Origin of the sequence: Neobacillus niacini (assembly GCF_031456445.1) — a bacterium.
In the GTDB taxonomy this organism is placed as follows: Bacteria; Bacillota; Bacilli; order Bacillales; family Cytobacillaceae; genus Neobacillus; species Neobacillus niacini_I.
The window spans coordinates 35,415-49,403 of sequence record NZ_JAVDUQ010000009.1 but is presented as its reverse complement, the minus strand read 5'-3'; the positions used below and the strand labels follow the sequence as shown (position 1 = coordinate 49,403).

Genomic DNA, 13,989 nt, shown 5'->3' with positions numbered 1-13,989 from the left:
GTAACTCAGTGGAATAAATGAGTATCAAGTATGGGCCAATTTAGCATAATTCCCCTTTGATTAAATAAAATGGATTGGAGAGTTTTATCCCGTTTTATTTCATTTGAACTTTCAACAGCTCTCAATTGTAAAGAACGATTTTGATTTAATCCAGGAAAGGGGATTTTATGGATGTCGTAAGTTTAGACCCTTATTTACATGTTCGTACTGCGAAAAATCCAGAATACGCTCCTGTTGGTAACAAGTTACGCTTTATTGCTGATTATACGGGTGTACCTCAAGTATGGGAGCTCGATCGAGGTGAAGGCTGGCCTGCCCAAGTCTCTTTTACACAGGATAGAATAACCCTTATTAAGTATGTAAACGGTACATCTCATTTAATTATTGGGATGGATATTAAGGGAAATGAAAATGAGCAATTATACTTACTAAAGAAAGATAATACACTAATAGATCTGACAAACTCACCAGAACATATTCATCTTTATGGCGGAAGCTCTCCTGATGGAAAATGGATTGCCTGGTCTAGTAATCGCCGGCATCCAGCCTATTTTGATATATACATTCAAAATCTGGAAACATTAGAAATCCGTCTTGTTTATTCGGATAATGGGCTATTTTCATCCCTTAAATGGGCCCCAGATGGAAATTCGCTATTAATTGAGAAAATAAATACACCTCTAGATAATGATTTAGGTATACTTGACCTTTCAACTGGGAGCGTGAACTGGATAACAAAACATTCAGGGGAAGCAAGCTTTATAAATGCTCATTTTAATAAGGATGGAACTCATCTCTATTTATTATCCAATAAAGATAGAGAATTCTTTGGGCTTGCCTTTATTAACTTAAAAACAAAACATTTCGATTGGATGGAGCTTAGAGAGTGGGATTTCGAAAATCTAGAAATGAGTAATGATAAAGAAAAGCTTGCCTTTACGATAAATGAAGGGGGAATTTCCAAAGGGATCATTTTAGACTTAAACACAAGCAATCTTTATACATGGAAAACACCACTTGGTGTCATATCAAAAATGAATTTTTCCCCTGATAATCAAAAACTGGCATATGAATTTAATGGACCAGCTTATCCACCTGAAATATGGGAACTGGATCTTAAAACAATACAAGCTGAGAGGCTTACATATGTTTCCCGATCACCAGTTCTGAAGGATAAATTGATTGAACCGGAAATCATAACTTTCCACTCTTTTGACAAACTTCAGATTCCAGCATTTTACTACCAACCGAAAAACATCACTAAAAAATTGCCTGTTGTCCTTTATATTCACGGGGGTCCTGAGAGCCAAAGCCGTGCTGTTTACAACTCCATCCAGCAATACTTATTAAATCTTGGGTTTGCTGTTTGTGCACCAAACGTTCGGGGCAGTACGGGCTACGGAAAAACGTACACCCATCTTGATGATGTCCAAAAAAGAATAGATGCTGTAACGGATCTGGTTTATTTAGTTAAATGGCTAAAGACAAATAGGAACATAGATTTTGAAAGGATTGCCTTAATGGGCGGCAGCTATGGTGGGTTTCTGGTTCTTGCTGCCATTAGCCATTTTCCTAAGTATTGGTCTGCCGCCATTGATATTGTGGGAATGTCAAGCCTTAGAACTTTCCTCGAAACAACAAGCCCCTGGCGTAAGAAGCAAAGGGAGGCTGAATATGGAACAATAGAAAGAGACGGAAAATTTTTTGATAGAATTGATCCATTGAATCATACAGATAGAATCACTTCCCCGCTAATGGTTCTCCATGGGGAAAATGATCCCCGTGTCCCGATAACAGAATCCGAGCAAATGGTGAATAAATTAAAGGATCGAAATCACCTAGTTGAATTTATTCGGTTTGAAGATGAAGGCCATAAATTCGAAAAACTTAAAAATAAAAGTACTGCCTATAAAGAAATGGTACAATTTCTCAATCGGCATATTGGTAAGTGATTTCTCAATGTTGTCAGGACTAGGAGTGACCATCTAGTTAGAGGTTCATGGATTGATGAATTTGGAAGAGCTTTAAATAAGGAGAGTACTTATTTCCATTTGAATCAACTCTCCTTATTTAGCCTGTTCTATGAATGGAAAAACGGAGCATAAAGTTGCGACACTAAGATGGTAAATCTCTCAATTTATTATTTTTCTCGGACAATGCTGGCTGAAATCCAGCCTTCGATCCCGTTTGCGGTTTGAACTTTTAGCCACTTAATTCCTTTGGAATCTACTTGTTCTTTATTCAAAAAGTGCATGATTTCCCCATTTCCAATCGTGTATAATCGATCCGCGGTTAGTGTGGGAGCTACCCGAATATTTCCACCATCTTTATATTTCCTATTTAAAATGAATTCTTTTGTATCAGGAGAAGCGGCACCGGATACTTGTGTGTCTCCATGTTCTTGGTTTAACCAGGCCTCAGCTTTCTTCCATTTTTGTGTATACCGCTCATTTGGATTGTTTATAGTTGCTGCAGAAAGCAAAATCGCTAAAGCTGTAGCAGAATAGAAGGTCCATCTTTTAATCCTTGCCTTATTCCTTTTCCGTTTCCTGAAAAGCTGAATCATTTTATTGAAAAACCTTTCGAACAAGGCAAATATTCCTTCAATGATATCAATCCAAATAGGTATGCCCGCTTTTCCTGCTTCTCTCCGGCTTCTTTGCATCGTGCAAATTCCTGCCATGATGGGATAAGAAAGGAGATAAAGCATTTTTTTCAACAACCGGCACAACAAATTGAAGGAGGGAGGAACAACGTACAACAAAATCGTTCTTACGAGCAGCAGGAGTACAAAGAGAACCAAAAAAATACGGAGCCATTCCGGAAGGAGAGAAACAGGTGTCCACAACCAAAATAACTGATTTATAATGGATTCCACAATCACTAATCTCCTTTATTTAAATAGGATGGAAGTTCTCTCCTAGGATCAGAAATCTGTTTTTTCCTATTTACTTTTTCCAGATCGACGGGAAGATAGGGGAATAGTTTCTTTAGTTTGGCTAATCTTTGTTCTGCCTGGAACTGGTCAATCGTGTGATCGTTGATCAAGTTTAATAGTTGTTTGTTTACCTCAGATTTGAAGGTCTGATTTTGGCTAAACTCCGATTCTACCAACCGCTTTGCCATTTCATTTTTTTCTCCTAGCTTCCCGGCAGTGATAAAATCACCTGCTTCAAGGGCTTCTTTAATCGTGGCCGAAATCCGGCGCGCTTCCTCCAAGTCATGAGCCTCTTGATAGGCGGATAGTTCTGCGTTCCGGTCTAAATCGGCGATCGCCTCATCATGGCGCTGGTCCCGAATACCTTGCCGGATCAAAACCCGAACATTTCGAACAACAATTCCAGCATCTCTTAACACCTTGACTAATGGCGAGGATTGAAAAAATTCTTCAATATGCCGGGCAAATCTCAGTTCCTCTTCAATAGGAAAAAATCTTGCTTCTGATTCTACCCAGAAGGGCAGATTATTGTTAATGATGGTGCGAAATTCTCCTGCATTTTGTTGAACTATTCGTTCCGGTTGTTCGACGGCGATATCGATAGATAAATTGACAGAGAACCTTCTCCCTCTTGTTGCCGAAGAGACCTCCTCATTGTAGGTGATGGTTTGATGCTGCAAATTGACGGTATAAACCCTATTATATTTACCAATCCGCAATTCACTGCGTGACAAACGCTCTCCATTTTTAACTGCATAGTATTCGTTGTCATTATTAACATAAACAAATGCATGAGTCATAGACGACGCCGGCGGTTTTTCCCAAAAACTAAATTTCACGTCATTAACATCTTCAATAAATTGCATTAGGTTATTCCCTCCAGGTTTACTATTTTCATTGAGAGATCACTCACCCTTGTCTACATTCTATGCAGACAATCGTAAGAAAAACCCCATATCTTTTGATCAAGGTTTTTACATATTCCTTCACAGTCTCATTCCTTTTTATTGGCACCGACTGTTTCTTAACAAAGGACTTAAGAATCTTCACTCCAATTGTTTGTTACAACTAGCAATTAGAGGTAGATTTTTTATGACCAAATAATAGAAACAAAAAATAAAAGACAAATAAAGTCAACAAAAGACAAAAAAACCTGTTTTAAGATTTTTACATTCAAGGTACAATTTGGTAGAAAAATAAAATGGGGTGAAACGATTGAAAGTAATAAAAAACAAGACAGTATTAACGCTATTTACATTTTTATTCGTGGTAACATTTGCTTATTTATCTCCTATGGGGAATGCATTCACCCAACCAAAACTTATTGAAGCTCAAACTCCATCTAATGCATTAGAAGGAGAATTCCATTTAGATAATATTGTTAAAATCTACATACCGTCTACAAATGGGAGTGACCCGATTTCTAAAGAAGAGCATAACAAATGGGTAGATGATGCAATGACTCACTTTTCTACTATGTTTGGAGGTGCTACAGCAGTTGATGGAAATGGGGCTTGGGTTGATGATAAGGGAAATTTGATTAAAGAAAAGGTTACGATTGTGTATAGCTTTGCACAAAAATTAAATAACTCAAAAATCAATGATGTTGCAAATTACGCAAAACAAATTAAGGAGGCTTTACATCAATCATCAGTCTCCGTAGAAGTTAATGGAAAAATGTATTTCGTAGAATAATTGAAAAATAACTCTTCCATTAATGGGAGAGTGTTTTTGTAAGTTATCTATCTACTGGCAAAAACCGGTTTTTCTTTGCCGATCCCAATATTGGTGTAGAACACTCTGCACTTATAGGTTTAAAAGCGGGTTCGATAGGCAACAGCTCAGGTTTAAACGCTAATGGATCATTAAATGCTCTAATGTTTCGTGAAACAGGCAGCCGCACATCTTCTTATAATTCGAAAAAAAGTTCCTCAACTTGGTACAATAATTTGGGAACGTGTTTATCGGAATAGCTGAGGGTTTTGTTAAAGCGGTTTTTGATATTTTCAAAGGACTTTGGGATTTGGGTAAAGCGATTATCACGGATCCTCATGGATTTTTCAAAGGAATTGGGAATACGCTTCTTCATCCAATCGACACATTTAAGTATATGTGGGGTGCAGTAGAGCAGGCTTGGGAACGAGATGTCACAAATGGCAATCCCCGGAGCCGTGCTAAATTTTTTACATATTCTCTAGTATCGCTTGTCGGGTTTAAAGGAATTGATAAAGTCGGAAAGGTCAGCAAAATAGGAAAGCTAGGAAAAGGTGCCTCTAAAGCGACGGAACCAGTGTCCAAAGGTCTTCTTCCGTATAATGTTTTCAGGAGTGGAAAGTTAAAGGAACAAGTAACGAATGGAGTAGAGGCAGCATTACGGCAAGGCAAAGAGCGGGCGCGTAATTTTATAAAAAGTAATCTGTTCCAAAAAACGGTGAAACAAGGTTTTACGGCACTTGCGAACGGAAAGGTCTTTAACTCAGTAAAAAACGTTATAAATTCAAATTCATTTAAGTCCTTTTTTCCAATACCCATCTACCTGTCATAAAGGGTCCTATTTCAAAAACAAAGCTCGCGATAGATGACCTAGTAAAAAAAGTTGAAAAGGTAGAAATACCTACTCGGGTTAAGGTGGAACAACTTGCTACGGCCACTGGAGTAAAGGTCCTTAGTGTTTCTACAGAAAAGATACAGGTTAATGATCTCATTCAAAAGTTTAGTTTTAAAAAAGATGTCGAAAACAAACTGTCCAAGGGAACTTCTAAGGGAACGGCTGATGGTAATAGCGTCAACGAAGTAAAAGAAATTGACTTCGGAAAGCACATAATAAAAGGTGAAAATGGCAAAAAACAACTACTTCCAAATACAAAGTATGTAACTAATGATGAATACAAATATACTACCGATGAACTTGGACGTATTGTAAATGTAGAGGCCCCTGAACTTGTATTGAAAAAGGCTGATAGAAATAAATATGCTCAGGCAAATGTAGGGGGAAAAGACAGAAGTCGTATGGGATTGAAATCATAGCCATTGAAGATTTATATTTTAAAAGTGACTTGAGCAAAAATGCAAAATTTAATCGTATGAGCAGTAATTTTGTATATAGAAAAATAATCACTACCCTCATTTCTAAATGTATAAAAGAAGAAGTCTCCCTCGCACAGGTACCTGCCGACTATTCTTCTTTAATTGGACGGGTTAAGTATCAAAAAACATACGGGCTTTCCGTTCATCAGAGCGCTGCCTTGGTCCTAGCACGGCGAGCCATGGGTTTCAAAGAAAAAATTCCGGCACAGGTGATGTCAGTCCTTTTTGCCAAGGAAGCAAAAAAGGGACATCAGAACAGTGATTTATTTAAGCATTGGAAGAAAGTGCACGCCTGGATTTCTGATTTAAAGGAGAGGGCGTATCAAAATCATGTAGAATATAAACGTGGTCGGCGCACTCCCAAACAGAAAGGGGGTGATGCTGAATGACAGTATTTGAAACATTAATGATTACGATTGCTTTTGCAAGTTTAATCGTAGCCATTCTGTCATTTAACCATAAAAAATAATCCACCCTTGAGTTTACCCGGCTCAGGTGGATTATTCCCAACTAGCCGATCCCCTTTGAGGGAACCGTCTATTGCTGGACCGGACATGTTTCCACCATGTTCGGTCTTTTTTAATTTATGCAACTATTTAATATAGTATAACCGTAAATAGCAAAAAAAACTATTATTTTTAATATAAACTCTTTTCTAATTTCATTAAATAAGACCAGTTCATACTGACTATTTTCAAAAAGTCTTTCTTCAGAAACAATCCCATAACCTTCAGACTTAAACCATGGGGACAAATCCTATGGCGCAAAATGCCGTTGGAACCGTCCCCGTGGCTTTCCGGAACCGTCCCCGTGGCTTTCCTAGCAGTTTAAGAATATACTTATTTTACCGTTGAATACCTATTTGTAAGTTTGTATAATTATTTATAAAGTTGCATAATTATTAATTGTTATTTTGAATGTATTGATAATAACTATGATGGGAGGTTAATTAATGTGTCGGCCACACAAAAAAAAATGAAAGAAAGAATAGGAAATAAAATTGATCCAAAAATCGTTCGAGTAAGTATTGAAATTCCAGAACAGTTAAGAGATGATTTTCGAGATGCGGTTGAAAGAAATGGAAAGTCAATGAACGACGTGCTTAAGTTATATATGCAAAAATACACATGGAAACAAAGCGAATTACAAAGAAATAGACAAAAGCGTCGCCAAAGTATTGGGATCAAAAGTTGCTGGAACAAAGAATCAGAAGATTAAACCACAAAAATTTTCATTTTGTATTTTTAGGAGACAGCAGAGGGGGGGGATAATGATCATTGTTTTACAATGAACGGAGAATTTGAACTGGTATTAAAAAAGGCAGCCGAATTGGACTCACTGTTTATTATTCATGGAGGAGACACGGTATACACCGGGGAGTTAGCTTTCTTGGAGCATTTTGTTCGGGTGGATCCAGATATTACCCCCTGGCACTCAGAACTCCTACATTAAAGAAAGTTTTTCTTAAAACAAAAAACGATAAAAAGAAACAAAATTCAGAAAGTATATTGACAAAAATATTCAGAAAATTATAAAATATAAACAAGAATTAAGGAAGTTGTATAGAACCTAATGTCTAAATATGTCGATTCGTGTAAATAATTAGGTTTAGTTCACTTTTTTTCTTGTAGATTATATACATGGATCTGCCAAAAGGAGGATAGAGGAAAATTACAGTAGACAAAAATTGGTTCTTTATAACATTCATTAATTCATAGAGATTCTGTTTTATCTTACGTTGATGGTCTTTCTATTTGGTAATACGTGTATCATCCTTTATGTAAAATCTTATTGTTTTGTATAATTGAGAAACATAAATTTGAAAGCGGTTACAGATCGGAGAGAAACAATATATATAACATTTTAAATTGCAAGAATAGCAAATAATTTAAAATGTTGCATATATAGACATTACCTTTCGTAAACAATGGATGTTCCCATATCCATTGTTAGTTAAATAATACAATTAATTCCATTTTTATTCTAACACGATTATAAGAAAAACTCAAGGATAAATATTATTTTATACAACTAGAAATTAAGGGTGATTAAATCTGTATCTTGAAAATCCCATTGTTGCTCCCCTAATCCTATATATGTTTGGGCAGACTTCATTCATTAGTGACTCTGCCCCTTTTTAGTATTCAAAATATGAATGATATTTTTTAATAAAAATTAGAGAACAAACTTTTAATCAGTATAGTTTTTATCATAACTGTATTGGAATTTACTTAATGCTATCTTTTGTTCTATTTAGGGTATCCGTAGCCTATGCATCTTTCTATCATCAAGGTGGATTTATCTTTGTTTGGTACTGTGCCCCTATGAGTTTGCTTTGCTTAGTTAGATTAGTGCAATCTCATCGGTGACTAAAATGGTTAAAAAAGGAGATTTCGAAGGCTGTAACCAAAAATATTAGCTAATTATAATGGACTCAAATCTACATCATCATTTTGCTGGAGGGATATGATGAGTAAAATTATTGAGTTTCGGAAGTTCCCTAAAAGAAAAAAGCTCAAGAATTTCCTTCGAATTCTGGTAGGATTCCTACCAACAAAACGATATGATCTTAACTATGGAAATCGAGAGTATTTAAAGCATTCAAAGAAGAAAATTTGAGTAAAAAACAACTTTGAATATTTAAGGGAGGGAGAAAAAATGGAACAAATTCAAAAAATCGATCCAATGACCTTTAACCCAGCAGCTGTAAGAATTGCAGAAAACAATTATGCAAGTGAATTTTATAGAAAAATAATTGAAATGATTAATGATTTCGAAGCTAGCCTTAATCATGATGAAGAGGTTGGTGTTAGGCTAATTTCATTTGGTCAAACTGTTCAATTTCATATTGAAGATTTGAGTTATTACAATCCTAGTTTAATTGCTTTTATCGGAAGATTACCCAATGGATCAAAAGTCAAACTAATTCAGAATGTAGACCAAATCAGCTTTTTATTGATGGCTCTTCCAAAACTTAATGAAGACGCACCAGCAAGAAGAATAGGTTTTAAAATTGAAGATACTTGTGAGGGGGGATCTAAAATTCTATAAAGATGGTGAATGAAACTTACGATTACACCACCTTATTATTGAAGAGGCGCCCTTGTCAGGCATCCATTTACTATTTGGTTGCATATAATCTGAAATTCCAAACAAGAAGGTGATTCCAATGAAGTAGGTAAGGCGAAATCAGACGATTAATTGATACGTTAGGTATCCAAGAGTCACAATACTGCTTAAGGAGGCGCTTTTTCTACTAACCTCTCTGTTCCGAATACATGATAAAATAAATGAAAGGGCTTGTTATAATTGGATGAAAAAATAGTGTAAGCGACCTTATCATTCCAGTACGGATTGACGAGGTTGCTTACTGTTGTTTTATGCTCTTTTCCAAATAGGATGGTATCAAATTTTTATGGTATGATTCATCCCTGAACGCTGCTTCTCCTTAATCATTTTTCGATCTAGTTCACTAAATGCTGCTATTGGGGTAGCGTTAGGAAACTGATTTACTACGGTAAGGAAATTATAATATTAAAAAGCTTGATTTATCAGGATTAATTAGGAAATTAGACTCTTTCGTTACTATAGAAAAGTGCCCGATTGCGGAATATTGAAAAATGCAATAGAACTTCAAAAATTGCTCCTTAGTTTTTTACTAGCACTCAGTAGCGTAAGAAGTAAACCCCTATTCAGCAAAGCGCGAACAGGCCGTAATCCACAAACAGGTGAGGAACTACAGATCCCTGCTTCTAAAGTTCCCGCTTTTAAACCAGGTAAGGAATTATAAGAAGCTGTTAAATAAGTAGGCATAGTATAATATAGAATAGCTCTAAGGATTATCCCTAGAGCTTTTTTGTCGTTTAGGACACTATTAATGAGAAAAGGAAAGCTCAATCTCATTTCTCCATTTTAAGGTGAAAGTTAGAAAATGATTCTAGTTATTTATAAACATAAGTTAAAACTGCTAGATAAGAATCCATTTTGATCGATCTTTTTTTCAAAATGGATTCTTCATATTTACCGAAAAATACGGGTTTATGAGGTGTATTTAATTAAACTTTATTTCAAGGTAACAATAAAATTTGCTAGAATTGTTTATTATATTGCATCGCTCTGATTCAATTGAGGTGCCGTTTTGTTCTCTTTTGATCTCAAATCATCGTTTATTTTCTTTCCTTGTTCCAAATACTCTGTTTTGAATCCGCACTTTATTGCCCAGCTATAGAACAAAAGAGACATACATGTAATGAAGACCATATCCCAACCAAATGGAATTACGTTTATTCCTCCAAACTTTTCACTGCCTAAATATGAAATCGCCATCATACATAGCAGGTAAACAACCATCCATAGACCAGCCAGGAAGTTTTGACGGAATCCTTTCCATTTGATTTTTGCTTGGTAATAGAAATAAATAGGGAGACCAATCATAATGATAAAAAAGACTTCCCCTGTCAGTGGCCATCTCGCCCAATATAGAACTAAGGACGCAAAAACAAATCCAAGCGGTGAAATAATGCTTAAACCTTTTAGACGTAATGGTCGGTACAAGTTTGGACCTGTATGTCTTAATGACATAACCGTAACGGGGCCTGTAATATAAGAAATCAAAGTTGCAACCGAAATAACCTCCGCTAGTACCCCCCAGCCCCTAAACATGAATAGAAATAAGAAAGATACCCCAAGATTTAAAAACATAGCTTGACGCGGGACACCATAAAGAGGATGCAGTTTTCCAAATACACTTGGTAAATATTTGTTCTGTTCCATCCCATAAATCATTCGTGAAGTGGTTGCCGTGTAGGTCATACCCGTCCCCGAGGGCGAAATAAAAGCATCAGAGTATAGTAGGATAACTAACCAGTTTATGCCTAATGCAATGGCCAAGTCGGCAAACGGTGAATTGAAATTTAAATGATGCCATCCGTTCACAATCATGGACGGATTAACGGCTCCTATAAAAGCAATTTGCAACAGTACATAGATAACCGTAGCAATTAAAATAGAACCAATTACTGCTTTAGGAATTGAGCGCCCAGGATTTTTTGCTTCACCCGCCATATTAATCGGGCTTTGAAAACCGTTGAAAGCAAAGATAATGCCGGAAGTTGCAACAGCCGTAAGAACACTAGCCCAACCATTTGGTACTATACTTCCAGTAGATGTAAAATTAGAAGAATGAAAACCGACAAATAAAAGTGAGCCGATCGTAAGCCCAGGAATAATAATTTTAAAGACAGTAATAAAGGAGTTAGCTTTTGAAAACAAACTAACTGTCCAGTAATTTAATAAAAAGTAGATGATCAGTAATCCAGAAGCAATGGCCAAGCCTCCTCCAGTAAGGGTTCCGTTTACTACCAAACTATGTGTCCACTGAGCCCATTTCCATGGCCAAGAACTCATATATTGAACGGATGCAACTGCCTCAACTGGAATGACAGAAACGATTGCAATCCAATTTGCCCAGGCTGCAAGAAAACCTGCAAATGAACCGTGTGAATATTGCGTATATTTTACCATTCCCCCAGCCTCAGGAAACATGGCTCCTAACTCACTATAGGAAAGTGCAATAAATGTGATGACAACCATGCCAATTATCCAAGAGAAAATAGCGGCCGGTCCGGCTATTTGTGCTGCTCTCCAAGCCCCGAATAACCAGCCGGATCCAATAATCGATCCAAGCCCTACCATAGTCAACGAAAAAGTCCCCATCCTTCGATGCAAATTGTTCATTTGTTTTACTCCTCTCATATTATGTATTTATTTAGAAAGACCATTACACCATTTCAAAATCCGTTCTACTAAAATATCGATTTGTTTAGAAACGTAATTCCTTAGTTTAAGGTGTAATAATCTGGATTAAAACGACTTTAAGCGTTTTCAAAATACTTTTTGATAAAATCGCCCAATTTTTTCACAGATTAGTAGTATATGTACGTAGAGATATTATTTCCTTTTGTGAAAGCAAGGGCGTTACATAAAAAACAATTCTGCGTAAAACCTCCGAAAAAAGATAAAAAGTATAATTAACACGCGATATGCGTACCTTTATAATGGATTTTAGACTGAATTTGATAAAAAATCAATATTTTGTATTCAATTCGCGAACATTTTAGTAAAAAGAGCAATAAAAATGGCTTGTTCGATTTGAATGGAACCAGCCATTTTTTAAAATTACCATTCTTGCCCCGCTATAAAAAATCATATTTTGTATTAGTTGAAGTTCTTTCTCCTATTTCCTTAAAATTCTTTTCACCCTCAAAAAGGAGATTAAATCGATTATTTCAACAGCTGACAAAAAGTCCCCATCTATTGAAAGCTTGTAATCTGGATGAGATCCCGGTTCTCTTTTGTTCTTCCAAATAAAGCATCAATCGTTATATCAAATAAATCGGAAATTGTGGTAGTGAGTGGAGCGAGGGTCCGCGCCATGCCATTATAATTCATGCCCGCATAGGTGCTTTTGGTTATCTCAAATTGTTCGGCTGTATCTTGTAAGAACCATTTTTGCTTATTTTTAATTCGGATTTATGTACCATCATGTTCTCAAACTCCGTTTTTAAAAGATTGAACTCGTTAGAACACGGGATAATGGGCTGACTAGAAAAAAGACGCGATACGCGAACAAAATATTGATTTTTTTTAAAATTTAGTTTTATAATACTTAGTATAGGTGCGCGTTTCGCGTAATAAATAACTATCCTCTTGATATGGAGATGTTGATCATGAAGAAAATATTATTGCTAGCTACTGGTGGAACAATTGCTTCAGTGGAGGGAAATGAAGGACTGGTTCCCGGATTATCTATTGAAGAATTGCTGAATTTCTTACCAGAAACATTTAATAACATGGAAGTTGACGGTAAAATCTTAATGAATATTGATAGTACCAATTTGCAGCCTGAGCAATGGGGAAAAATAGCGGATGCGGTTTACACACATTATCATGACTACGATGGGTTTGTGATTACACATGGAACGGATACATTAGCCTATACATCTTCCGCTCTTTCTTATATGCTTCATGGTCTGGAAAAACCGGTCGTGCTGACCGGATCGCAGGTTCCAATCAGCTTCAAAAAAACCGATGCCAAGAGAAATGTTGTTGATGCCCTTCGGTTTGCTCTCGAGGATATTGGTGGAGTGTTTATCGTATTTGATGGTCGAGTGATTCTCGGAACGAGAGCAATTAAAATGCGGACAAAAAGCTATGATGCATTTGAGAGTATCAACCATCCGTATGTAGCTTACGTTAATAAAGACGAAGTTAAGTACCAATGGAAACCTGTGTTTACCGCAAAAAAACTTTCTTTGAATACTAATTTGTGTACAGATGTTTTTCTCATGAAATTGTATCCTGGTACAAAGCCAGAAATCTTTGATAGTCTAAAAGATTTATATAAAGGAATTATTATAGAAAGCTTTGGAAACGGTGGCTTGCCTTTTGAAGGAAGGAACTTGCTTTCAAAAATACAAGAGCTTACAGAAAAGGGTATTGCGATCGTTATCACCACTCAATGCTTAGAAGAAGGAGAAAATCTGTTTCTTTATGAAGTGGGCCGTATGGTCGCGCACCATCAGGTTATTTTATCCGGGGATATGAATACAGAAGCAATCGTTGCCAAATTAATGTGGGCGCTTGGACAAACTGATTCTCTGGAACAGGTCAAGGAGATCATTGAAACACCATTGGCAGGAGACTTAACGATTATATCCGATAAAGAGGACGGTAGATAGTGACACAGGAACTGTCTCCAAAATAACTAACGAAGCAACAATTCCAATCGGTATATTCCTCTGAGGGTTCCTTAGATCCATTAAAATTACATCAAATCGGATGTAAGAAAAGAAAACAGTAGTAGAACCCGTAACCATACCATTGAAATCAAACGGCATATATGGGGTCCAGTTTGATTTCTTTTTTCAACTAAGAAGTCAGACGTATTGTAGAGAAAAAATAAA

Annotated in this window: 12 protein-coding genes and 1 pseudogene; 10 read left to right on the top strand and 3 right to left on the bottom strand. The window is 36.4% G+C overall.

The features are described 5' to 3' along the window. Positions 1-167 precede the first annotated feature (167 nt). The gene (locus J2Y67_RS10265) at positions 168-1,952 is read left to right on the top strand and encodes a S9 family peptidase (RefSeq protein ID WP_310173525.1); all 1,785 of its coding nucleotides are present in this window, start codon (positions 168-170) and stop codon (positions 1,950-1,952) included. A 188-nt stretch (positions 1,953-2,140) separates the two neighbouring features. Here the strand turns inward: J2Y67_RS10265 and J2Y67_RS10260 are convergent, their stop codons facing one another. Further along, positions 2,141-2,878 carry an SH3 domain-containing protein gene (locus J2Y67_RS10260; protein ID WP_310173523.1) on the bottom strand — a complete coding sequence of 246 codons (738 nt, stop codon included), beginning with the start codon at positions 2,876-2,878 and terminating at the stop codon, positions 2,141-2,143. 5 nt (positions 2,879-2,883) lie between these two features. Further along, positions 2,884-3,804 carry a hypothetical protein gene (locus J2Y67_RS10255; RefSeq protein ID WP_310173522.1) on the bottom strand — a complete coding sequence of 307 codons (921 nt, stop codon included), beginning with the start codon at positions 3,802-3,804 and terminating at the stop codon, positions 2,884-2,886. Between the two features lie 349 nt (positions 3,805-4,153). Between J2Y67_RS10255 and J2Y67_RS10250 the strand changes: the two genes are divergently transcribed. From J2Y67_RS10250 to J2Y67_RS10220, 8 genes and pseudogenes are all read left to right on the top strand, one after another. Then, positions 4,154-4,633, top strand: coding sequence for a DUF3574 domain-containing protein (locus J2Y67_RS10250; protein WP_310173520.1), 480 nt, complete (start codon positions 4,154-4,156; stop codon positions 4,631-4,633). A 262-nt stretch (positions 4,634-4,895) separates the two neighbouring features. Then, positions 4,896-5,483 carry a hypothetical protein gene (locus J2Y67_RS10245; RefSeq protein ID WP_310173518.1) on the top strand — a complete coding sequence of 196 codons (588 nt, stop codon included), beginning with the start codon at positions 4,896-4,898 and terminating at the stop codon, positions 5,481-5,483. A gap of 83 nt (positions 5,484-5,566) precedes the next feature. Continuing rightward, a complete protein-coding gene (locus J2Y67_RS10240) occupies positions 5,567-5,965 on the top strand; it encodes a DNA/RNA non-specific endonuclease (protein ID WP_310173516.1) in 399 nt (132 codons plus the stop codon). Between the two features lie 29 nt (positions 5,966-5,994). After that, positions 5,995-6,414 carry a hypothetical protein gene (locus J2Y67_RS10235; RefSeq protein ID WP_310173515.1) on the top strand — a complete coding sequence of 140 codons (420 nt, stop codon included), beginning with the start codon at positions 5,995-5,997 and terminating at the stop codon, positions 6,412-6,414. After that, positions 6,411-6,494 carry a putative holin-like toxin gene (locus J2Y67_RS27955; protein WP_369689624.1) on the top strand — a complete coding sequence of 28 codons (84 nt, stop codon included), beginning with the start codon at positions 6,411-6,413 and terminating at the stop codon, positions 6,492-6,494. Before J2Y67_RS10235 ends, J2Y67_RS27955 begins: the two co-directional genes overlap by 4 nt. Positions 6,495-6,979: 485 nt before the next feature. Beyond that, positions 6,980-7,243: a hypothetical protein gene (locus J2Y67_RS10230; protein ID WP_310173512.1), complete on the top strand. Its 264-nt coding sequence runs from the start codon at positions 6,980-6,982 to the stop codon at positions 7,241-7,243. Positions 7,244-8,683: 1,440 nt separating this feature from the next. Then, positions 8,684-9,076 (top strand): DUF6173 family protein, encoded by a 393-nt coding sequence (locus tag J2Y67_RS10225; protein ID WP_310173510.1) that lies wholly within the window; start codon positions 8,684-8,686, stop codon positions 9,074-9,076. Positions 9,077-9,725: 649 nt separating this feature from the next. Beyond that, a pseudogene (locus J2Y67_RS10220) lies at positions 9,726-9,815 on the top strand (HU family DNA-binding protein); the annotation flags it as partial. 311 nt (positions 9,816-10,126) lie between these two features. On the opposite strand, the gene J2Y67_RS10215 reads toward J2Y67_RS10220, so the two are convergent. Then, a complete protein-coding gene (locus J2Y67_RS10215; RefSeq protein ID WP_310173508.1) occupies positions 10,127-11,761 on the bottom strand; it encodes an APC family permease in 1,635 nt (544 codons plus the stop codon). Between the two features lie 992 nt (positions 11,762-12,753). Between J2Y67_RS10215 and J2Y67_RS10210 the strand changes: the two genes are divergently transcribed. Continuing rightward, complete coding sequence (locus J2Y67_RS10210) at positions 12,754-13,764, top strand: asparaginase (RefSeq protein WP_310173506.1); 1,011 nt, start codon at positions 12,754-12,756, stop codon at positions 13,762-13,764. The last annotated feature ends 225 nt before the right edge of the window (positions 13,765-13,989 follow it).